The sequence below is a fragment of the Vibrio salinus genome (genome assembly GCF_021272385.1).
In the GTDB taxonomy this organism is placed as follows: domain Bacteria; phylum Pseudomonadota; class Gammaproteobacteria; order Enterobacterales; family Vibrionaceae; genus Vibrio; species Vibrio salinus.
The window spans coordinates 349210-369974 of sequence record NZ_JAJSDZ010000009.1 but is presented as its reverse complement, the minus strand read 5'-3'; the positions used below and the strand labels follow the sequence as shown (position 1 = coordinate 369974).

The window sequence follows — 20765 nt, the reverse complement described above, 5'->3', positions numbered from 1 at the left end:
TTAGCTAATTTGCTGATATACAATTTCTTTTTTCGTACCATTCTTGGTACGGTACATTGACCTGTCTGCCATGTTTAGCAGCTCATCTGTATCCGTAGTATCGTCAGGATAAACAGCAACCCCGGCACTCAGTGAAAGCCTAACCGAAATCAGTGATGACAGGCTGAACGGCTGTCGCATCATCGAGTCCAGTTTCTGAAAAATAGAATCAATGGATTTATTATCCGCGGTCAGATCAACCAGAATAATAAATTCATCGCCGCCAAAGCGATAAATTAAATCACTGTCTCTTAGAGTATGTTTCAGACGACCAGCAAAACATTTCAGAACATTATCCCCAGCCTCATGACCGTACTGATCATTAATTACTTTAAAATTATCAAGATCCAGAAAAAAGCAGGCAAACCGTCCGCCGATAGTCTGTACCTGTTCAGATTTTATATCAAGGGCCAGAGATAAAGCGTGCCTATTCTGTATACCGGTTAACGGATCATTTCTTTCTCTTTCAACATGAGTGGAAATATCCATAATGGTCAATACACTCAGTTTATTTCCTTTATGGATAACCGTTCTTTCATTCACCTCAACATCAATTTCTTTCCCATCGATTGTCAGGCATTTCTCACTACCATCTTTCCCGGAGCCTTCTAATAACAATGCATTTCGGTTCATATTTTTCAGCTCGCGGGCAGAATATCCCAGAAAATGGCAGGCAAACTGATTACTCATTAACACTCGCTGATCGGCTGAGAATACAATCAGCGCCGCGTTAGTGGACTGAAAAAGCGCATCAAGAATGCTCACCATGTCTTTAGACTGGTTATGAATTTTCCGGAACAACCGGATAATTTCGGCAAAATTGAGTAAAGCCAGACAGAAGGTGACAAGCTGGATCATCCGCAAGGTTCTTGTTTTCTGCTTCGAGTTCTTTTCAACAATCACCGTAAGCCGATTCATCATACCCAGCATTTCTTCATCAGTGCTAACCAGTATCTTTTTCACCTTAGCAAGGCTGGTCCCGGTCAGTCCTTTATCCGTGATAGTTTTAATTAATGGGGCAAGATGAAGGCTAAGTTTACGGGCATGAAATAAGATGTCTCTGGCTTCCGGGATATTAATACGGTTAATCGTGACGGTGTTGAGTTCAGCATCTCTAATCTCTCCACCGTAATAAAACGCATCCAGCGTCTTTGTAAACAGCCAGTAAGCATCATGGAAACGCGTCATCAGAACTTTCGACTCCGGAGAAGACACCTGTTCCGGATCTATCTGAAACGCAACTTTTGACATCCGTTGTGTTAGCATTCTCTGACGACCGGCCAAATTTATCACCAAAGCATCTTCAGATACTTCTTTGGTTATTCGAAAGTTCAGGCCTAACAGACTTAAATCGAGAATAAGAAAAAGAGCAATAGAAATAGCGAGCAGCCACCCCGTACTTCTTGATCCTACCTCATAGCTGACCATTTTTACTCCTTACTCTGGCTGCCCTATATTCCCTTTGTATCATATTAGTTCACATCAACCAAACCGTCCATAATCCGGAAAGAATATCAGTGCAGTTGGGTAATAGCACCTCCGATACCTGCAATCAGCATCTGAACACCAATGACGGCCAGAATCAGCCCCATTAGACGGGTCACAACCTTGATGCCATTATCTCCAAGATAACGAACAAATTTTTCGCCAAAAATAAAAAATATATAACTAATAAGGCACAGAACAAAAAAAGCACCCACAGTCACGACCAAATCACTGATACGGCCGGAGGATGAAAAATTAATCGCCGTCGCTATCGTACCTGGCCCGGCAAGAATAGGCATGGCCAGAGGTGAAATGGCAATATTCATAATAGCATCCATACTGCTTTCTTTATCTTCATCACTCGGATGCTGAATGGATGAATGTTGTCCTCCCTGCAGCATGTGATATCCGACCAGAGCGACTAACACACCACCCGTAATCCGGAAAGCCGGCAGGGTAATTCCGAACAAATCAAAAATCATTTTTCCGGCAACGGCAAACACAGCCACAATAATAAAGCTGAGAGCTAAGGCCATCAATGCCACTTTTTTTCTCTGCTCATGCGTTTCTTCTGAAGTCAGCCCTAAAAAAACAGGCGTATTCGCGATGGGGTTCATAATGGCAAAAAAACCCATGAATACAGAAATGGCATGCGTCACTATTACGTCCAAACCTGATTCTCCTTACAGTACGGCTTCGGTTAGAAAACATTCTTTTCTCTGTTTTATACACAACCCTCTCATGGATTGCTATAAGTAATTGGGTTACCGGAACCCAAAAACTCATTATCGATTTCAGAAAAACCAATTATCTAATGATAAACAATAAGATAAATTCATTATTAGTATTTAGCTTATCATAGGCCAAGTACTCTTCGGGCTGTACACCATCGTCCCTTCAGGTAAAACATTTGCAATAAAAGCCTCATTAAACTGAAGCGTTAATGACACATATCCTTCTTAACATAAAGCATAAGATACGGACATGAGGTTTTTATATGCTGTCAAACAGTCCCTTTAAATTACCGAGAAAAACCCCCTTTGGAATGGGTGAAAATATTGCAGAATGGGCGACGGGGCTCAGTCAGTTAGACCGCTTCTATCATCAGCGCCCTGCAGGATGCAACACCCGGCAATTCTTACGATTTACTCTGGAAGTTCTTGGCATTGACTACAATGTTGCTAAAGGTTCACTGGAAAATGTTCCGGCCACAGGACCAACGGTTGTGGTTGCAAACCACCCTCTCGGCTGTGTAGAAGGTGTCATTCTCGCCGAACTGCTGCTTTTCGTTCGTTCCGATATTCAGATTCTGGCGAATCATTATTTGAAAACCGTTCCGGAACTGGATGAGTTATTTATTGGTGTCGATGTTTTAAATGAAGAAAACGCACAGTATTCCAATATGCATGCATTAAGAAGTGCACACCGCCATCTGGAAAAAGGCGGACTGCTGCTAATCTTCCCTGCCGGTGAAGTTTCTCATCTGGTTGACAGGAAAAAGCAAAAACTCGAAGACAAAGAGTGGAGTGGCTCAGTAAGCCGGCTCATCCGTAAACACAAAGCCACATCAGTACCGATTTTTATCAATGGCCAGAACTCCAAACGTTTTTATATGGCAGGTAAGATTCACCCACTATTAAGAACTCTGATGCTTGGACGGGAGCTACTGAACAAGAAAAACAAACCCATTCGTATCTATATCGGTCAGCCAATCCGGTACAAAGAAGTCAATACGCTATCTCACAGCCAGCTTGTCAGCTACCTGAGGTTCAACACGTATCTGCTCAATCCGGCTACCAAACAGGTTCGCAATAAGAATGAGCAGGATCATCCCCTGCCTCCGGTTTGCGCTCAGCTTCCGGTTTCAGAACTCAAAGCCGATCTGCAGAGTCTCTCTCCGGAGCAGCATTTACTGTCCCATAACGAATTTGAGGTATATTGCGCAAAAGCCGAAGATATTCCATGCATTCTGCATGAGATTGGCCGAGTCAGAGAAATTACATTCAGGCAGGTTGGTGAAGGCACCGGACTCACGCTGGATGTTGATAAATTCGATCAGGAGTATCTTCATCTCTTTATCTGGGACAGAGAAAATGACCGGTTGGTTGGCGCTTACCGCTTAGGATTAGTCGATCAGATCCAACCCCGATTCGGTATCAAAGGGCTCTATTCCAGCACTCTGTTCAGTTATCAGGAGCCATTTATCAGCAATATGGGTAAATCCATTGAAATGGGGCGCTCTGTTGTTGCCAGAGAATACCAGAAAAGCATGGCTCCACTCATGTTACTCTGGAAAGGCATCGCGACGTTCGTCAGCCGCAATCCCGATTATACGCACTTATTCGGCCCGGTCAGTATCAGTAATGATTACAGTGATGAAGCAAGGCAACTACTTGCTCAGACGATGGCACTTCATTACTACGATAACGACCAAGCGAAACTTGTTGCGGCAACAAACCCGTTGAAGAATAGAGACAATCAGGACTGGAATCACTGCCTGCTCAGTGCACTTGCTGATGTTCAGCTATTATCAAAAGTTATTTCCAGAATGGATGACGGGAAAGGCGTACCGGTTCTGCTAAGACAATATCTGGGCCTGAACGGTAAGTTTGTCTGCTTTAATGTAGATGCTGACTTTAACGATGCTCTGGATGGATTAATTGTCGTGGATTTAAGAAAAGTCGAAGAAAAAACGTTGGCCCGATACATGGGACCGGACGCGGCCGGTCATTATTTACAGCACCATAATCTCTAGCCACCAGGATCGCGATGGTACCCGGAGAAATCTGGGTACCTTTCCTTCCTTTTCTATCAGTTACACCTAGTTCTGATACATTCGCCAAACACCGTCGTTTTATTTTTCCCGGAATGTTTAGACGCATACATTGCCTTATCAGCCCGGTTCAGCACATTACTGTCTTCGTCATCAGAGACATCAAATTGTGCAATACCAATACTCACAGTGACATGAACACTTTTTCCATCTTCCGTTTTACAGTCTGTTGTTTCAATAGCAAAACGTAAACGCTCGGCTAAATCACAGGCCTGAGTCAATCCCGTATGAGGCAAAATCGCAGCAAACTCTTCCCCTCCCAAACGGCCGAACATATCACACGCTCTTAATTCTGCTGAGCAAGTCTGAGCAACCTGTCTGATGACCTTATCTCCAAACAGATGTCCAAATTGATCGTTACAACTCTTAAAATCATCAATATCCAGCATAATAACTGCCGTATCTTTCTGGTACCGCCTGAATTCAGCAAAATACTCAGACAGACAAATCATAAGCCGCCTTCGGCTAAACACTCCGGTCAACTCATCATGATCAACCAGTAACCTGACTTCCTGTTCAAGTTTAACTCGTTGGGTAATTTCTCTTGCATTCCATAATATGATCCGCTCTTTAAAATGCTTAAGAGACAAAGGCGTTACTCTGGCCTCAAACCAATAATCATCATCAGGAATATGACTATCTGCTATAAAATAAATTTCTTCCGGCCTCAATGAATACGTCACTTTCTGAGTCAGATTCGTTTCAATTGCATTTTTGATCGTTTCTTCAATCATTGATGAACATTTGGGAGAGTGAGTCTCTGTAAAATGCTTACCAATTATCATCTGGTAATCAAGGTCAAAGGTTCTCTCATTTCCGGCATATACATGAAGGTAATGTCCGGATTCAGTCGCAACAAAAATAGCATCCGGTGACGTTTCAATGACCGCTCTTAACATCTCCAGTTCGTCTATTTGCTCTATTGTTAAATCTGTCATTAAGTAATCCAGCTTAAACCAGTCCCCCGGTATTCCAAAATACCGTTTTATCATTTCAGCAACTAAACAAACATAAATATAACAAGAAGAGTATAGCAAGTCGTAATAAAGAAAGTGACTAATATATAAAATGTGACTGATAAAATTTCGGGGTAACGGCCAGTTTTCGTTTAAACTGACGCTGAAAATGAGCCTGGTCCGAAAATCCCAGTTGCAACGCGGTATCAGAAATAGTCTGACCGGATTTCAGCAACTTTTTCGCCCGTTTGATTTTCTCATCCATCAAATAAGCGTGAGGCGACAATCCGAACTGACGTTTAAACGCTCTTAACAGTTGATAGCGGCTCATCCCCGCTTCGTCTGCCAGCTCATTTAACTGATGAGTATTCTGAAGTTCATCCAGCAGTTTTTCCCGTACACGGTTTAAGCCGGGATAAACATTGGTTTTTCCGGGCTTATCTTCCCACGAATTACCCACACTTTTCTCAATAAAATCAAACAAAAAGCTCTGAACCTGTAAAAGACTCTCTTCTGTTTGCAATGACTGAATGAGTGAGATAACCGACTGTTTTATTTCTGGGGTCTGCTCTACGTTGCGTTTAAATGGCAGGTAATCACAGGTCTCATTTTGCATCACTTCCTGCTGCATTTTTCCCATTTTAAACGTATCGATAAATAACATCCGATAGGACCAAACCTCGGATTCCGGATTGCATGAATGTGTATCTGCCGGGTTGATTGTGACAATATCTCCCACTCCGATCCGGTGACGATAGTGCCGGTTATGGTATCCTGCCTGTCCCTGATCGATAATGCCGAATGAAAACTCATCATGGGAATGTAAGTCATAGCAAGATGAACTTTTATCAGCAATTCTCAGCTCAACCCATGGCAATATTGTACTTTTCTGAAAGCTAACACTGGTATCGTTTTTCATCTTCCCGGCCTCCGTTTCCTCTCATCACCATATCATGACAACTGAAGCAAAAAGTACTCCCGCCATGATTCTATTAAACTGGCGTTGCCGGACTGGATTTTCAAGGTATGCTGAAAAAAGGCGTCCAATCATTGCCCACAGACCAACACAGATAAAGCAAATAATAAGAGAAATGCACGTAAACAAACTGAGTAAGATAGTTTCATTTCCCTGATCAATCACATACAAACTGACGCCAGACATAGCAACCATCCAGGCTTTGGGACTCAGTAACTGAGTCAAAGAGCCGGTCCGGAAACCGGATTGAACCGAAGAAGATGACCGAACCGAAGAATACGGCGCAAAACCAATTTTATACACCAGATAACACAGAAACAGACTCCCGCATAACTTCATTGTCAACTCAAGTCTGGGCAACACTGTCAGTATCGATTGCATCATACTGCCGGAGCAAAAGACCACCAGAGCATAAGTTAAAGACGCGCCGGTCACATGCCAGAAAGCCGCTTTTTTACCGTAGTTGAGTGACGTACTGATAGCCAGAAGATTGACGGGGCCGGGAGTAACGGCCCCCACAAAAGCAAACGAGATCATTGCCAGAATCACTTTATCCATTGTGCTACCTCTCCAAAATACGAAAAGGAAAAGATAACGGAAAACTTTCCCGGATTATTGAACGATATTGCAAATGCTCTTCCGCCGTTTCTCTTTACTCACCGTTTTATCAAAAATGAATAAACCGTGAGTAAGACACATTAAAGAGTAAAAGAATTAATGTATTGCTTCAGGTATTCAGCCTGATCCTGCAGTGACTGATACGTTTGTGCCGTTTCACCCGCGATCTCTTCAATATCCAGAGAGGATTGCTCAATATGTTCAGTACTCTGACACACCTGAGCGGAAAGCTGGCTCTGCTCCCTGACATAGGACGCAATAGTCTGATTCATTTCGGCAATCGCTTCAGAAGCGTTCACAATTTGATGATAAGAGTTACCGGCATCTTTCACCAACGTCAGGTTGGTCTGGATATGCGTCTGACATTCTGTCATTAGCGCCTGAGCATCCGTCGCCTGAGATTGCAGACTGGCAATAATACTGCCAATCTCTTCGATAGAACTTTGAGTCTGCCGGGCCAGTTCACGAACCTGATCAGCAACCACCGCGAAACCACGACCGGCGGTTCCGGCCCGGGCGGCTTCAATGGCTGCATTTAAAGCCAGCAAATTGGTCTGTTTGGTAATATTACCTATCACTTCGGATATCAGACTGATATCCGAACTCCGGTGGTACAACCCGTCTATTACATCGCTGGTTTGTGTGATCAGTTTACTCATATCATCCGTCGCCTGAACTGAGGTAATAATGCCGCGTTCACCTTTTTGAGCCTGTTCTTTGGTCAGCTCACTGTTTTCCGATGCTTTTTTTGTTGCTTCATCAATAACATAAGTATTCTCAGCCAATACCTGAGAATCCGACGCTATCTGAGCAATATCCTGTTTCTGAACCTTTACATGGTTTCGGGTGCCGGACACTTTTTCCGCCAGTTGCTCAGAAGCCTGATTAAGCGAATCAACACTCGATTTGACTGCCGTAATAAGCGTTGTCAGATCCTTCTTCATCTGACTGAAAGCCTGAGCTGCCTGCCCCAGTTCATCCTGATGAAATTTCTCAGCCGGAAAAGCCGTCTGTAAATCACCTTTACCTAAAATTGACATGTGAGTCTTCAGAATATTCAACGGAATAATCACACGTCGGATCGTCATGAATCCACTGGCAATACACAGCATGACGGTAATAATAACAGCCGCAACAGACCACCGGACAACCGACTCCATTTCATGCTGCTTCTGATTTCTGATTTCAATCGCCTGCTTCTGCAAATGCGTCTGAAACCGGGTCAGATTGCCAACAATGGTATTAAACGGTTCAAGCATCGGACCCAGCATTTTTTTACGGGCATCCTCTATCCTTCCCTGATCAATCAGGTGAATGTAATCCTGCTGCATTGCCCGGTATTGATTAACATTGGATTCAAAGTTATCCACTTCCTGCTGAATGGTGCTGTTATCTGATAACCGCTTCATTCTTTTCAAAGCCTGATCAACAGCCTGATCATTAAACCGGATCGTCTTGATAATTTTCTGATGCTCATGTTCATCCGTTGTCAGACCATAATCCAGTGCGAAACGACGGTAGGTCACGGTGTAATATCTCATATCCGAAACGGTACTTAACAAACTGACATTACGGTCAACAACATGACCAAATTCTTTCTGAACCTGATTCAGAGATGAAATCAGGTAGATACTTAACCCAACAATAGCGATGGTCGCCAGAATCGTATTGGCACGGACCAAACGGGTAATCGAAAAATAACGCATAACAGTCTTATCACCGGTTGTTTCTTTGGGTGATAAACTACCAGTGAATCAGGCTGGATACAGACTGTTCTTACCGATTAATTTAATAGACAAGAGTGATTAGAAAATAAAAAAACATTGAGGGGAAAGTTCTATTCAACGCATATTAAAAAGGCACAACAGGTAAAAAGGTATTACATCACTACTTTTTTCCGTAGCTGTTTCGTTGCACCATTTTTCTTTTTCGAATCCACCCGGCGGCGCTGAGAACTTTTCGTCGGCCGGGTCGGCCTGCGTTTTTTCGCCACCACCATGGAAGATACAATCAAACCTTTCAGACGGCTGAGCGCATCTTCCCGGTTCTTTTCCTGAGTCCGGTAAGTCTGAGCTTTAATGACAACGACGCCCTCTTTCGTGATTCTGGAATCCGACAACGCCAGCAGTCTTTGCTTATACACATCCGGCAGGGTGGAATGCCGGATATCAAAACGCAAATGTATCGCACTGGATACTTTATTCACATTCTGACCACCATTGCCCATCGAACGAATCGCCGACAATTCAATTTCCCAGTCAGCAAGCTCAACGGTATTTGAAATTTTTAACATAACCGGCCATCGGATGTTTCACTACACAGGCTTGCAGATTACCATTAACTCACGCAAAACGCCCTCTTTTCCCCCGGAATCGGGCCTCAGCATCCAGATAAGTCAACGGGTTGTCATCTCTACTGTTTTTATATGGCTCTGATCCATTTGTGTGTGGTTATAAAGCCAAAACTACCCAACTTTCATTTTGTTCTGCACATTCCATTTGTCTAAACCAAGTTAAATAATTGTCCAGATAAGCTGTTCCAACCCCTCGAAACTGTGCTAACCATGCTTTCCAACGCATCGTCCAGTTATTGAGTGTTTGGATATGGTATATCCCTTCAATTACCCTCTTCTTATCCAGTGTAATTAGGCGTTTGTGGTCTATCTCAAATGGTAAATCTTCTATGATACTTTTATAGCTGATATTACCGTCGGTACAAAGTACGCTTTGTGGTGTTAGAACTGGTATTAATGCTTGTTTTAATTGTTCTTTTGTATCACGTTCTAATACTTGATGAGTAACTACGCCCGTTCGATCTAATGCTAGAAATATTGGTACTTTGGGGACGTCTCCACCACCACGCTTGCGTGGCTCTCGAAGCATTTTCTTAGAGCCTTTGAATGACTCATTAATAAAGGTTTCATCTGCCTCAATGATCCCATGCAGCTCGGAGGGCTTATGTTTACAAGGCGCAGCTAATAAACGATGACGCCATAGCCATGCGGTTTTGACATTAACACCCAGTTCTTTTGCTGCCCCCCGAAGTTTAGTGGTTAACCACATACCTTCAGAATATTGATGCCATTTCCCCTGCATTCTCAGTCTCGCCAATGGAGTGCCAGTTAATGAATTAAACGTGCGAGAACACCCCTTACATTTATAACGTTGCTGACCTCGTGCTGTGGTTCCATGCTTAGTAAATTCAGGACTTCCACAATATGGACAATGTGATATATGCTCTTCTTTGTCAGCAATAGCTTTACCAACTTGGTTGCTGGAAATCAGAGATTCGATTTTGTGTCGTAATCGTTTAAGTTGGGGGAAGTTGAGTGTATTAATTTCTTCAGTTAGTTCATTAAACTCTTCTGTATTCATAATGAACGCTCGTTGGTTTGAATACTTGTTATAAGTATAGTCAAACAACACACAAATGGATCAGAGCCTTTTATATACAGTATTCATGTTACATTTCCACCAGAGCAAACATCGAAATCTGCCATCCATTCCATTTTTAACGGACAAGAATATGAACAAGGATATAAAAAAGTTAAACAGCGTAGCCTGGATCTTTCAGCAAGGTGAGACTCTGTTGTGCGTTAAGTCCAAAGGCAAAGAGAAATATTTTATTCCCGGAGGAAAGTTAGAAAACGGGGAAACAAACGAGGCGGCTTTACTGAGAGAAATCAAAGAAGAACTGGGCATCGACTTACTGCCGGACTCCATCCGGTTTCAGTTTGACATCACCGATCAGGCCTACGGCCTCCAGGATACGCACCTCACCATGAGCTGCTACACAGCCGACTTTAGTGGCGAACTGATGCCCGATTCAGAAATTGAAACCGCTGACTTTCTGGGTCTGTCTCAACTGGATTTATGTGCTCCGGCAGCACAGCAAACCCTGCAGAAAGTATTAAAGTCAGAATAATTCTGATATCACCGGATAACCCGCGATGACCACACGAACACAAAGACTGCTCGACATAGTGCAAATTCTGCGCACGCATAAATACCCGGTGACGGCGTCTTATCTGGCTGAAAAGCTAGAAATCAGTATCCGAACCGTATACCGGGATATTGCAACGCTTCAGCAGCAGGGCGTCGATATACAGGGAAGTGCCGGAGTCGGCCTGATCTTAAAATCCGACCACCATCTGCCGCCCCTGATGTTTTCCCGCAATGAGCTGGATGCCTTAATTCTCGGACTGAACTGGGTCAAAAGCCACACCGATCCAGCGCTCAGAGAATCCGCCAGTCAGTCACTGGCCAAGCTTCATTCTGTCGTCCCGGAGCCGATGAAACACCATATCGAGTTTCAGTCATTGCTAACCGGCCCGGTCGATCCAGATACGGATCCCACCTTTCTTCCCGAAATCCGCTCTGCCCTTCATCACCGTAAAAAGATCAAAATCACCTACCGGGACAAAAACGACGACTTATCAACCAGGATTCTCTGGCCGGTTGCCATCGGCTTTATATCATCCGCCCGGTTACTGGTCGGCTGGTGTGAACTAAGAAAAAATTTCCGTCATTTCAGAGCAGACAGAATTCAGACAATGACCGTACTGGAAGAAACCTGTCCTAAAAGCCACGCCGTACTACTGAAAGCATGGCGGGACAGTCAGGGAATCGCATCACCGGAACGCTACTGACAGAAACTGACAAACACCCCGGGTAACATGAACTGACAAATGTGAAACCACGGAGTGTTTATGAATTTCGATCATCGCGTAGCCATCGTCACGGGAAGCACCAATGGCATTGGTGAAACCGTTGCTGACAAACTGTTCTCTCACGGTGCAAAGGTTATTATTGCCTCAAAATCCGGCTTGCTGGCAAAGCAAAAAGCTCAGCAATTATCACCGGATGGTCACCGTGCAACCGGCATAGAATGTGACGTATCGGATCCGGAGCAGGTGCGCTTACTGGTAGAGCAAACCATAAACCGCTATGGCAGGCTGGATTTTGCCGTCAACAATGCCGGAAAAACCGGAGACAGTCATACCCGAATCCCCGATCAAACCCTCGAAAACTGGCAATCCGTACTGGCTACCAGCTTAAGCAGTGTCTTTTATTGTATGAAATACGAACTGCCCGCAATGCAAAAATCGGGAGGCGGTGCGATTGTGAATCTTTCGGCAGTAAATGGTCTGGTTGCCATCGCCGGTCTGGCTCCTTATACGGTGGCCAAACATGGCGTCATCGGCTTAACCAAAACCGCCGCGCTGGAATACGCCGAACAACATATCCGGGTGAATGCTGTCGCCCCCGGTTATGTCGCCACCCCAAGAGTGAATCAGCTTCCTCCGGATGTTTTACACACCTTCGCCCAGACACACCCCATGTCCCGTCTGGCAACAAGAGAAGAGGTCGCTGACCTTATCCTGTTTCTTCTGTCTGATAAAGCGAGTTTTTGCACCGGCGGCGTCTACACCGTAGATGGCGGCTATTTGTCGAGGTAATAGATAACAAGCAAAAAATAGCCTGAAAGAAACACAGATAAACAACAATACTAATAAGAAATAGGTCATATAGCCGAATCTGACTGGCGGTAATAATAACTTAATCGGATAGTATGATTTATTTTAATGATTGTTTTTTAAATTATAAATAATGACTTATAAATCAATAATATAATTATTTATATCGAAAACTTAATCCATATCCACTCATGGACAATATTAACCTTGACTCATATTAAACATCGCGAAATAATAATTGTCGTCCTATAGATATTGATAAAATTATAAAAATAAAATTCATAATAATTAAATATCGAGCCTCTGATATCCCTCTGTCGTTAATACCTATTTATTAATCGGAGAATATCATTTATGCCAAGTAAGAAAGCTTGCTTTGCAGCCATGTTATGCGCTCTCTCCTCATCTTATGTGATGGGGAATACAACGTCAGCACCGGCTACCATACACAATACAAATTCGTCTTCTGCTATCTCAGTTAAAAAAGAAAAGGGGCTTCCTGAATGGTGGAAACAGGCGGTTTTTTATCAGGTTTATCCCCGTTCATTCAAAGACACCAACGGTGATGGGATCGGCGATCTGAAAGGATTGACGGAAAAACTGGATTATCTGAAAACATTGGGCATCGACGCCATCTGGATCAATCCACACTATGACTCCCCAAACACGGATAACGGTTACGACATCCGGGACTACCGTAAGGTAATGAAAGAATTCGGTACCATGCAAGATTTTGACAATCTGATGGCTGAGCTGAAAAAACGCAATATGCGCCTGATGATTGATATTGTCTTTAATCACTCAAGTGATCAGGACAAATGGTTCCTGGAAAGTAAAAAATCCAAAGATAATCCATACCGGAATTATTATTTCTGGAGAAGTGCCAAAGAGGGTCACGAACCCAATAATTACCGTTCATTCTTCGGCGGCTCGGCCTGGCAAAAAGACAAAACCACGCAACAGTATTATCTGCACTATTTTGGCAAACACCAGCCGGACCTTAACTGGGATAACCCAAAAGTCAGAGAGGAGTTGTATTCCATTCTGAGATTCTGGCTGAATAAAGGCGTTTCCGGACTCCGCTTTGATACCGTAGCAACCTTATCCAAAATACCGAACTTTCCGGACCTGACACCACAACAGTTAAAGGACTTTTCTCTGGCTTACACTCAGGGACCAAACCTTCATAAATACCTGAAAGAAATGAACCGCGAAGTCCTCTCCCATTATGATGCGGTTTCTGCCGGCGAGATTTTCGGCGTTCCGATGAAACAAGTCCCCCTGTTCGTTGACAGCCGCCGTCATGAACTGAACATGACCTTTATGTTCGATCTGATTCGATATGACCGGGCCGCCGACCGTTGGCACACCGTTCCGAAAACACTGGCGGATTTTCGTCAGACCATTGATAAGATGAATCACGTTGTCGGTCAGTATGGCTGGAATACGTTCTTCCTCGGCAACCATGATAATCCGCGCACGGTTTCTCACTATGGCGACGATCGCCCGCAGTGGCGTAATGCTTCAGCAGAAGCCCTGGCAACCATAACTCTGACACAAAGGGCAACTCCCTTTATTTATCAGGGCGATGAACTGGGCATGACCAACTACCCATTTAAGTCACTGAACGATTTTAGTGATATTGAAGTCAAAGGCTTTATCGAGGACTACGTAAAAACGCATAAAGCAACAGCCGGTGAATTGCTGAAAAATGTCAAACTCACCAGCCGGGATAACGCCAGAACGCCGTTTCAGTGGAATGCCTCCGAGAATGCCGGTTTCACCAGCGGAACCCCGTGGTTAAAAATCAATCCGAATTACAAAACCATTAATGCTCAGAGTCAGCTCAAAGATCCGGCGTCGGTGTACCATTTCTATCAAAAAGTCATTGCGCTTCACCACCGGATCCCGGCACTGTCTGTCGGTTCTTATCATGATTTAGCGCCTGAGAATACCGAGGTGTACGCGTATACCCGGGAGCTGGGTAATAAAAAATACCTTGTCGTGGCGAATTTTAAAGAGAAAACGATACATTACCCGCTGCCCGAACACATTCATATCAAAAAAACGTTGATTGAAAGTCACTCCGTGACGCCACCACCAGCAGGTTCTGACCGGTTAACTCTTCAGCCATGGCAATCTGGCATCTATCAGATTCAGTAACCCACCTCTGAACCCGGTATAGTAAAAACCGCCATCACAAAACGTGGTGGCGGTTTTTATCTCAGAGTTTCATTCCAAGAAAAAAATACTCTACTCTTTTTACTATCAATCTGTCGTAAGAACCGGTGGCGTATCCTCCATCCACTCTTTTCTGGTCAGGTAGGTTTTTCCGCCATTTTGATAATAAGCACTGGTTTCATCGACAACAGGTAACCCATTTTCCGGGCGCACCGTCGCCATATAATACCATTTGGGTTCAGAGGTTAAATAAGCATACCGGCTTCCACCGGCCCCCGGCAGATAATAGAGGGGAGAAAAGTCACTGGCCGCAGAGCTTATTGTCGGATAATAATCGGCACCGACACTCAGTAAAACTAACGGTGATGGACTGCCTTGTCCCGATGTGGTGTCATCTCCGGATAACCACGCTTTTACGCGCACAAAAACGCCCAAAATCGGATCGCTGCCAATCTCAAGCATATTCGTCCCACCATGAATCGGATAACCGCATTTAGCTGTCTCTGAAAGACGATCTGAATTGTATTTTTTAAACTGACTGTCTGAAGACAGGTTGATAGCTTCTTTTGTTGTCGGGTGCACCAGATCGTCTTCAAAGTAAGTTGCCCAGCTAAAGTTCAGAATATCCGATCCGGTATTATTAATCTGCGTCCAGACAGCCTTATCGGATGTCTGTTCTTTTTTCAGAATCCAGACTTCAGGCTGGCCAATGGCAATTTGATAGTGATGAGCAAGATTCTCTTCCGCTTCAATAGCCACAAACCAGACGGTCATCGCTTCCCATGGCGTAGTACTTGTCACCACACTATCCGGATGCTCAATATTATACTGATGCGCCCAGTCGGCCGGTACGGTATCGCCGCGGGGAATCCCCTGAACGATGGTAGCATTTTTAGTCCATGCCGGTGGATACAATTTTGAGTTCTGGCTGGTACATAAGGTATCGTCGTTCACCAGTGCCATGGATGCATAGGCCGCCGATGCCGTTAAATGATCGGCTTTTACCGTGAATGACAGGATGATAAAAAGAACTGCTATTGCTGTTGTCTGCTTATTGAACACCGTGGTTCCTCTGCTCACTAAAAAAAGAAATGATAACGTCATCTCTCAATGATATGAACATAAATGCAATATAACTTAGATGTTCTTTTGAAACTTTCTTCCACTGTTTGTAACAACTACTTAATCAAGTTGTACACATCTCCAGACAATGTGACGATATCTTTCCATTTTGGTTGTGATACCAAAGCCTTAGTGGTGATATTATCTGGCAGGAATGCTATCAGTTCCCCTAGCATACGAAGCTTATTATCAGCTTCTATCGTAAACGTAACTTTGTTCTTTAATAGGGCGTCCTCCAAGAGCGAATCATCAAAAAGGGCAGCAACAACATCGTTGAAACCGGAAACCTCATCAGTCGAACCTACAATCCATACTCGTTGCTGGTAGTCAGTGTCACTTAACTCTTTTAAGCACTCAATAATGAGTTGTTTATCAACATTTATAATACTCATAGTCAACCTTAGTTATGGTGTATAACGATATTCATCTAAAGATATATGACCAGCAGGATCTCTTCTTCCGTCTTGAACTGGATTTCCATTCTTATCGACATATCTGCCATTTCTCATGTCCCTAACATGTGGGACTCTAGAGTTGTCATGAGGATGGTCAGGAACACCTTGTTCCACTCTTACGTTTTTGCGAGGGTTTGTTGGATCTGAGTATTTAACTCCACCTTTAGATTTTGATGAACGAACACGCCAGTTATCTGGAATACCCTCAGGTTTAACTCTTGTTCCAGGTTGTGGGCGTATACCTCTGCTCTCTAACCCCTTTGTAACAATCTTAGATCTCTTTATAGAAAAATGATATAAGCCATCAACGACTCTCATTACTCTATGGCCCAAAATGCCGACACGGGTTCTACCCCGTTTTCACGGACAGTTTCGTTATATCCCCAATCTTAGAAACTGTTCTCTTTGTAAAATCAAGACACCCTGACGTTCATCGTAGCCAACACTACCCGCAACTCTAATGCCTTCGGTACCTTAAAGAGCCTGCACCCCAGATACTGGCGGTTGTTCACTCTATTTCGCTGTTTACTAACATACAGATAGAACGTCGTTTCCGAACAAGACTAATAGGCTTACTGGTCTCTCCACCATCTAATGAAATTTCAACTTGCAAGTCTTGATTTTCAAAAGTCTGAAGTTCGGAGATCAATTGCTTAATTGTCTTTCCTTGTGTTACCCAATCTGGATTCCTACTATTATTCACAACTAATCTCCTATACGGTTTAAGTTGGTATCAAAAGTTCCGTCTCTAGTCTCTTTTTTACCCAAATTTTTTACAGAATCAGCCATTTTCCATGCCCCGCCGTTGTGACCATCAAGATCACGAGTGATAAACTCATTTTTTCCTCGTTGATAAACGGCTTGACCACCATGAGTAGTTTCTTTTATTTTTCTAAAGCCGAGTTTCTCCGCTGCAACTTTAGCCTCTTTAGCTGTTTTATAGACAGGCTCTAATAACTTCCTTGGCCCCTTTGCAACAATAGCTTCAAGACGCCTCCCAATTCTAACTGATGTTGCTCCATTACCAATAAAAGGTACAGCAGCAAAACCTGAAATAAGCGCATCACCAAATTTACCTTCTGCAGCATATATTCCTGCATTTAATAAATCTGGCCCCACTCCTAATCCAAAAGTTTGCCCTAAGACATCTAAGGAAAAATGCATATTATCTAAAAAAGAATCCCAATCATACTTTTCAATAGACCTTTCAATCTTATTGAGTTCTGACTTAATACTTTCTTTTTCGTTATCTTCGCCCGAAGAATCCGCCTTGGTATCACTATCAACTACACTTTCTTCTTTAGAAACATTGCTTGTTGTCTTACTTTTCTCTGCCGTCTTGCCTTGATGATCATCATCATTGTTACCTTTCCCTCCATTATCTGGCGAAGAAGTACTTTTACTGGTTTTACAGCCCTCACCAGTACTTACATTACACGTTTCCCCTCCAACCCAACTAAACCCGGTCGGGTCCACATACTTCAACGGGTTATTCATCACATACGAATAACGGTTAAAGCTGTTGACTAAAAACGGCGCCTGAATGTGCGGATCGGCACTCAGAAAACGGCCCAGTTCCTGATCGTAAACCCGGCCGTTCATATGGATCAGCCCGACTTCTTTGATCTCCTCATGGCCGGTGTAGCCCCTGTTGGTGATCACTTCCTGAATCAGTTCGGAAGCGCTGCTGCTGCGCCAGAGCACTTTTCTCTGCTTGCCCCAGGTATCGTAACTCCGGCGCTCCACCACATTGCCGTAGCCATCGGTGATCATATCTACCGAGTTCAGCGCGTCGTAATGAAGGTAACGAACCTGCTTATTTTTCAGCTTATTCTCTTTGTCCCGGATTTGGGTATTCAGGGCAATTAGCTTACCGTCAGCATAAACAAAGTGCTTATGCTGAGTTTCGCCGGTTTTGGCATTAACAATCCGTTCGTAGGTTTTTCCGAAGTAGAACGTTTCAGTGCCTGTCATCACAAAACGTAATGGCGGTTATTTATGTATTCAGAATTTCAGGGTCAGGTAAATTTCTAACCTGTTTTGATAAAATATTATCCTAAAAATCAAGAGGGGATTTAAAATGGGTAGAACTAAATAACTTATATAATTTTTCAACGAAAGTAGTAAACAATATAAGAACAAGGTAATGATAAAAAAGAAAATATGACATAAATTCTGTTTAACCACTTGTCTTTTTTAGAAATCTGATTCCACTCAGGGTTACCTTTTAATAGAGCAATGAAAAAAAACAAAGCAATTGCAAACAGCATGTACAAAATTTCCACTGATATAAAGCTATTCTTTAGTATTGAATAATTCCTATATGGAATATAGTAGATTTCAATAAGCAAATTGACAGATAAAATATTAAAAAACAAACACACTGCTGAAAATGCTATCGACATAAAGCCAACATCATTGTCTCCTTTTCTCTGATAGAGTTCTCTGGCAATTATTTTATTCTTATATAGAAACTTAATCATTCAATCACTCTACTTGCTCTCTGAATCACTAAAAATGCTTTTTACCAATAGTTTTTAGATAAAGTTTCATCAATTTCTTTTACTAAATCAGGTGGAACCTGTTCTCTTAGTTCATTTAATGACTCTTTTGATGCTTCTGTATAAATACTTCCTATCGCATCAATAGCGTCCTTCCTGGTGCTAATACTCTTACTATTAATGACAATATCTTTCAGAGCACCTATAAACATATTATCATGTAAAAAAACAGTAGCAAAAATAGCTTTATCTATTACCATTCCATCATCAGAGCGTAATGATTTAAGAACATATTTTTTTATATCATCAAATTTATCAGATTTAAAATCTTCATTTAACATTCCAATTAATAATAACTTAAATATATCAGAATTTCTTTGTAAGAATCTATTTTTATTTAAATAAAAACATTCCTTTAAATTAAAATATTCGGAATAATGACGACTTGCTTTACCTATAACATTATTAACATCTGATATACTCTTAATTTCTTCCAGCTTTCTTTTTATTCCAAATATACTTTCATTAAATTCACTTTGTTCAATAGCTGGATTTATATGTAATTTAATTTCTTCACAAATTGATTCTCCAGAAAAGACATTGTTTACATAACATAATGAAGTTAATATTAAGACTAATCGAGGAAACGACTGTTTTATCAAACACATTGTATATTATTACCTTTATTGGATATTAGTTTGTTTTCCTTATTGTAAGAATATATAATCGGTACTAAAAAAGACATAAGTAGAAAAAATACAAAATGGTTTTTAATATATTAAGTCTTCTTTTTTCTATAATAAAAAACATAATATATCATTGCTGTGATATAGTTAAAAAACAGAAATCCAAAGAACCAAAAACCTCTCATTCTTTCTACACGCCGGTTAACTACAAAATCATAAAAGAAAAATAAAAATGAAAACATGCACAAAAAGGAAACACACGGAACAAATACATTTCCGATGATATTGTCTCCCTGAACAGTTTCGATTGGTATAATAAAAATAACAACAACCATTACACTGAGCAGAGAAAAAAGCAAGTCTCCCACTAATTAAACCCTCTTACGCTAAACGCTACCTATTCAAATAGTAATAACAAAAAATTACTTTTCCAAAATAATTACTAATATCTCAAAACCAGCTCCTTCACCTGTGAGCAATAAAGACATAGAGTAATGCGCATCTAACAATAGATGAACTCTATTTTGGCTATCTATTGGTGTGTTTATGATAGAAACCATTTCTACAACATAACCACATTCAATAATGTGTTCTGATGCAATCTTCACTGTTCAAAATTTCAGAGATTTGTCAGTATAATATCTCTGATGTTTACTATAACGTATCTGTCAATATGTTTCTAGATGAAATCTAAACAGCAAAGAGCAACAGCTCTTATTAGTTATTTATCTACTTATTTTTTATTGAAACACTAGCAAACCCAAGAAAACAAATTAGAACTAAAATTAAAGATATGGCATCATTTTTAACAACATCAAAAACAAATAATATAATAGGAGTAATAGCGCCTATATCTAAGAGCTTTTTAATTAAAATATAATTAACAACATATAAAAGCCAACCAACAACAAGTGCAAAAACAATAATAAAAACAGAATTCACAAGCAGTTCCCTTGATAATTTTTCAGCCAAAAAACACAATTAATATAAAATCATACTTGTAATGAAATGTAATTACTAACACCTCAAGCATAAGTCCATCTATTTGGAATTAGAAGTTATTGGAAATCCAAATAAACAAATCGCAGCCAATGTCACAGATATAATATCTTTATCAATATAACCAAGAATAATTAGTATTAAAGGGAGCCCTCCTCCTAGAAATATCAGTATTTCTTTAATTAACTTTAAATCTACAACATAAATTAGCCAACGAATGACCAAGGTAAATGCAACAATAGCAAATGCATGCATATAATTATTCCCTAATGGTTTAATTGTATATAAGTATCAACAGCTAAAATTGCCGATGTCACCTGCTCAACTCGAAGTCCATATTTCATAATTTACCTAAATGCCCTTGTATAATTAACAGGATCCCGAACACCACTAAATAAACTTCTAGCAGAAAAATCCGGCTGACCCGTTGCCACATTC

20 protein-coding genes are annotated in these 20765 nt (G+C 41.8%); 5 read left to right on the top strand and 15 right to left on the bottom strand.

Features of this window, described 5'->3' with window-relative positions; genetic code table 11:
* Both LRQ06_RS09870 and LRQ06_RS09865 read right to left on the bottom strand, forming a co-directional pair.
* Complete coding sequence (locus tag LRQ06_RS09870; RefSeq protein ID WP_232766169.1) at positions 1–1467, bottom strand: diguanylate cyclase; 1467 nt, start codon at positions 1465–1467, stop codon at positions 1–3.
* An 86-nt stretch (positions 1468–1553) separates the two neighbouring features.
* Positions 1554–2195, bottom strand: a complete 642-nt coding sequence (locus LRQ06_RS09865) for a MarC family protein (protein WP_232766168.1) — start codon at positions 2193–2195, stop codon at positions 1554–1556.
* A gap of 326 nt (positions 2196–2521) precedes the next feature.
* Here LRQ06_RS09865 and LRQ06_RS09860 point away from each other — a divergent pair, with 326 nt between their 5' ends.
* Positions 2522–4279 (top strand): bifunctional lysophospholipid acyltransferase family protein/GNAT family N-acetyltransferase, encoded by a 1758-nt coding sequence (locus LRQ06_RS09860; RefSeq protein WP_232766167.1) that lies wholly within the window; start codon positions 2522–2524, stop codon positions 4277–4279.
* 56 nt (positions 4280–4335) lie between these two features.
* Here the strand turns inward: LRQ06_RS09860 and LRQ06_RS09855 are convergent, their stop codons facing one another.
* The 6 genes from LRQ06_RS09855 to LRQ06_RS09830 form a co-directional block, all read right to left on the bottom strand.
* The gene (locus LRQ06_RS09855) at positions 4336–5295 is read right to left on the bottom strand and encodes a sensor domain-containing diguanylate cyclase (RefSeq protein ID WP_232766166.1); all 960 of its coding nucleotides are present in this window, start codon (positions 5293–5295) and stop codon (positions 4336–4338) included.
* Positions 5296–5413: 118 nt separating this feature from the next.
* Entirely contained in the window at positions 5414–6232 is an 819-nt protein-coding gene (locus LRQ06_RS09850; RefSeq protein WP_232766165.1) for an AraC family transcriptional regulator, read from the bottom strand.
* A 24-nt stretch (positions 6233–6256) separates the two neighbouring features.
* Positions 6257–6847: a LysE family translocator gene (locus LRQ06_RS09845; RefSeq protein WP_232766164.1), complete on the bottom strand. Its 591-nt coding sequence runs from the start codon at positions 6845–6847 to the stop codon at positions 6257–6259.
* Between the two features lie 140 nt (positions 6848–6987).
* On the bottom strand, positions 6988–8613 hold the full coding sequence (locus tag LRQ06_RS09840) for a methyl-accepting chemotaxis protein (protein WP_232766163.1): 1626 nt from the start codon (positions 8611–8613) through the stop codon (positions 6988–6990).
* Positions 8614–8786: 173 nt separating this feature from the next.
* A complete protein-coding gene (arfB, locus tag LRQ06_RS09835) occupies positions 8787–9200 on the bottom strand; it encodes an alternative ribosome rescue aminoacyl-tRNA hydrolase ArfB (RefSeq protein WP_232766162.1) in 414 nt (137 codons plus the stop codon).
* A gap of 157 nt (positions 9201–9357) precedes the next feature.
* Entirely contained in the window at positions 9358–10281 is a 924-nt protein-coding gene (locus LRQ06_RS09830; protein ID WP_232766161.1) for an IS1595 family transposase, read from the bottom strand.
* Positions 10282–10432: 151 nt separating this feature from the next.
* Here LRQ06_RS09830 and LRQ06_RS09825 point away from each other — a divergent pair, with 151 nt between their 5' ends.
* The 4 genes from LRQ06_RS09825 to LRQ06_RS09810 all read left to right on the top strand — a co-directional run bounded on the left by LRQ06_RS09825 (position 10433) and on the right by LRQ06_RS09810 (position 14546).
* Positions 10433–10831, top strand: coding sequence for an NUDIX hydrolase (locus tag LRQ06_RS09825; protein ID WP_232766160.1), 399 nt, complete (start codon positions 10433–10435; stop codon positions 10829–10831).
* Positions 10832–10856: 25 nt separating this feature from the next.
* Complete coding sequence (locus LRQ06_RS09820) at positions 10857–11555, top strand: helix-turn-helix transcriptional regulator (protein WP_232766159.1); 699 nt, start codon at positions 10857–10859, stop codon at positions 11553–11555.
* Between the two features lie 60 nt (positions 11556–11615).
* Complete coding sequence (locus tag LRQ06_RS09815) at positions 11616–12365, top strand: SDR family NAD(P)-dependent oxidoreductase (protein ID WP_232766158.1); 750 nt, start codon at positions 11616–11618, stop codon at positions 12363–12365.
* 372 nt (positions 12366–12737) lie between these two features.
* A complete protein-coding gene (locus LRQ06_RS09810; RefSeq protein WP_232766157.1) occupies positions 12738–14546 on the top strand; it encodes a glycoside hydrolase family 13 protein in 1809 nt (602 codons plus the stop codon).
* A gap of 105 nt (positions 14547–14651) precedes the next feature.
* Here the strand turns inward: LRQ06_RS09810 and LRQ06_RS09805 are convergent, their stop codons facing one another.
* The 7 genes from LRQ06_RS09805 to LRQ06_RS09775 form a co-directional block, all read right to left on the bottom strand.
* Positions 14652–15626 (bottom strand): hypothetical protein, encoded by a 975-nt coding sequence (locus LRQ06_RS09805; RefSeq protein ID WP_232766156.1) that lies wholly within the window; start codon positions 15624–15626, stop codon positions 14652–14654.
* Positions 15627–15742: 116 nt separating this feature from the next.
* The gene (locus LRQ06_RS09800; protein WP_232766155.1) at positions 15743–16078 is read right to left on the bottom strand and encodes an SCO4402 family protein; all 336 of its coding nucleotides are present in this window, start codon (positions 16076–16078) and stop codon (positions 15743–15745) included.
* Positions 16079–16090: 12 nt separating this feature from the next.
* Complete coding sequence (locus tag LRQ06_RS09795) at positions 16091–16459, bottom strand: hypothetical protein (RefSeq protein ID WP_232766154.1); 369 nt, start codon at positions 16457–16459, stop codon at positions 16091–16093.
* Positions 16460–16846: 387 nt separating this feature from the next.
* On the bottom strand, positions 16847–18115 hold the full coding sequence (locus LRQ06_RS09790; protein ID WP_232766153.1) for a toxin C-terminal domain-containing protein: 1269 nt from the start codon (positions 18113–18115) through the stop codon (positions 16847–16849).
* A 550-nt stretch (positions 18116–18665) separates the two neighbouring features.
* The gene (locus tag LRQ06_RS09785; RefSeq protein ID WP_232766152.1) at positions 18666–19310 is read right to left on the bottom strand and encodes a hypothetical protein; all 645 of its coding nucleotides are present in this window, start codon (positions 19308–19310) and stop codon (positions 18666–18668) included.
* Between the two features lie 747 nt (positions 19311–20057).
* Positions 20058–20270: a hypothetical protein gene (locus LRQ06_RS09780; RefSeq protein WP_232766151.1), complete on the bottom strand. Its 213-nt coding sequence runs from the start codon at positions 20268–20270 to the stop codon at positions 20058–20060.
* 99 nt (positions 20271–20369) lie between these two features.
* Positions 20370–20582: a hypothetical protein gene (locus tag LRQ06_RS09775; RefSeq protein WP_232766150.1), complete on the bottom strand. Its 213-nt coding sequence runs from the start codon at positions 20580–20582 to the stop codon at positions 20370–20372.
* Positions 20583–20765 lie beyond the last annotated feature (183 nt).

Bases quoted from the DNA above. Each gene is read 5' to 3' on its own strand.
- LRQ06_RS09870 (WP_232766169.1), bottom strand. From the start codon at position 1,467: ATGGTCAGCTATGAGGTAGGATCAAGAAGTACGGGGTGGCTGCTCGCT.
- LRQ06_RS09860 (WP_232766167.1), top strand. From the start codon at position 2,522: ATGCTGTCAAACAGTCCCTTTAAATTACCGAGAAAAACCCCCTTTGGA.
- LRQ06_RS09855 (WP_232766166.1), bottom strand. From the start codon at position 5,295: ATGACAGATTTAACAATAGAGCAAATAGACGAACTGGAGATGTTAAGA.
- LRQ06_RS09850 (WP_232766165.1), bottom strand. From the start codon at position 6,232: ATGAAAAACGATACCAGTGTTAGCTTTCAGAAAAGTACAATATTGCCA.
- LRQ06_RS09845 (WP_232766164.1), bottom strand. From the start codon at position 6,847: ATGGATAAAGTGATTCTGGCAATGATCTCGTTTGCTTTTGTGGGGGCC.
- LRQ06_RS09840 (WP_232766163.1), bottom strand. From the start codon at position 8,613: ATGCGTTATTTTTCGATTACCCGTTTGGTCCGTGCCAATACGATTCTG.
- arfB (WP_232766162.1), bottom strand. From the start codon at position 9,200: ATGTTAAAAATTTCAAATACCGTTGAGCTTGCTGACTGGGAAATTGAA.
- LRQ06_RS09830 (WP_232766161.1), bottom strand. From the start codon at position 10,281: ATGAATACAGAAGAGTTTAATGAACTAACTGAAGAAATTAATACACTC.
- LRQ06_RS09825 (WP_232766160.1), top strand. From the start codon at position 10,433: ATGAACAAGGATATAAAAAAGTTAAACAGCGTAGCCTGGATCTTTCAG.
- LRQ06_RS09820 (WP_232766159.1), top strand. From the start codon at position 10,857: ATGACCACACGAACACAAAGACTGCTCGACATAGTGCAAATTCTGCGC.
- LRQ06_RS09815 (WP_232766158.1), top strand. From the start codon at position 11,616: ATGAATTTCGATCATCGCGTAGCCATCGTCACGGGAAGCACCAATGGC.
- LRQ06_RS09810 (WP_232766157.1), top strand. From the start codon at position 12,738: ATGCCAAGTAAGAAAGCTTGCTTTGCAGCCATGTTATGCGCTCTCTCC.
- LRQ06_RS09800 (WP_232766155.1), bottom strand. From the start codon at position 16,078: ATGAGTATTATAAATGTTGATAAACAACTCATTATTGAGTGCTTAAAA.
- LRQ06_RS09795 (WP_232766154.1), bottom strand. From the start codon at position 16,459: ATGAGAGTCGTTGATGGCTTATATCATTTTTCTATAAAGAGATCTAAG.
- LRQ06_RS09790 (WP_232766153.1), bottom strand. From the start codon at position 18,115: ATGACAGGCACTGAAACGTTCTACTTCGGAAAAACCTACGAACGGATT.
- LRQ06_RS09785 (WP_232766152.1), bottom strand. From the start codon at position 19,310: ATGTGTTTGATAAAACAGTCGTTTCCTCGATTAGTCTTAATATTAACT.
- LRQ06_RS09775 (WP_232766150.1), bottom strand. From the start codon at position 20,582: ATGCATGCATTTGCTATTGTTGCATTTACCTTGGTCATTCGTTGGCTA.